This is a genomic window from Bifidobacterium sp. A11 (assembly GCF_000499185.1).
Taxonomy (GTDB): Bacteria; Actinomycetota; Actinomycetes; order Actinomycetales; family Bifidobacteriaceae; genus Bombiscardovia; species Bombiscardovia mizhiensis.
In genome coordinates this window covers 1-407 of record NZ_AWUO01000033.1, presented here as the reverse complement: position 1 = coordinate 407, position 407 = coordinate 1, and the positions used below count along the sequence as shown (strand labels likewise).

The following is a 407-nucleotide window of genomic DNA, read 5'->3' as shown; positions in this document are numbered from 1 at the left end:
TTGGTGGTGGTCATGTCTGCTCCTTGCTGTGTGTGGCGGGCACCTCCCGCCTGACAACCTCCACCAGGCACGGGCTGAGCGGAGGGAGCGGCCCCCCGTGTGGACCGGGACTCGGCAGGCCGGAGGCCCGCATGGCATGCTGTTCGGCCATGCGGGCCGCAGGCCCGGCGAGGATCGGGACGCCCGGGGGCCGTGACCGGAGCGACCCATGCCATGCTGGAGGTGGTCAGGCGGGAGACGTCGACGAGCACTGAGCCCGGGACGGGCGCAGGGCGGCGGGAACCAGCCGGCCGGCCCATGGCCGGCGTCCGTCTCCTGTGCTCCGCCCGATCATCTGCGGGCGGGGCGGCGGCGAGTGGCCCCCATCAACAGGGGGCCGGGAGCCGTCGCCTGGGGCCGGCCCCGGG

At 75.4% G+C, this 407-nt stretch carries 2 protein-coding genes; both read left to right on the top strand.

What is annotated here, in order from left to right; translation table 11 throughout:
- Positions 1-196: hypothetical protein (locus P273_RS10135; protein ID WP_216476366.1), on the top strand; the 196-nt coding region annotated here is incomplete at its 5' end.
- A partial coding sequence (locus tag P273_RS10130; RefSeq protein ID WP_216476365.1) for a hypothetical protein occupies positions 193-407 on the top strand: 215 nt, incomplete at its 3' end. The genes P273_RS10135 and P273_RS10130, both read left to right, overlap by 4 nt.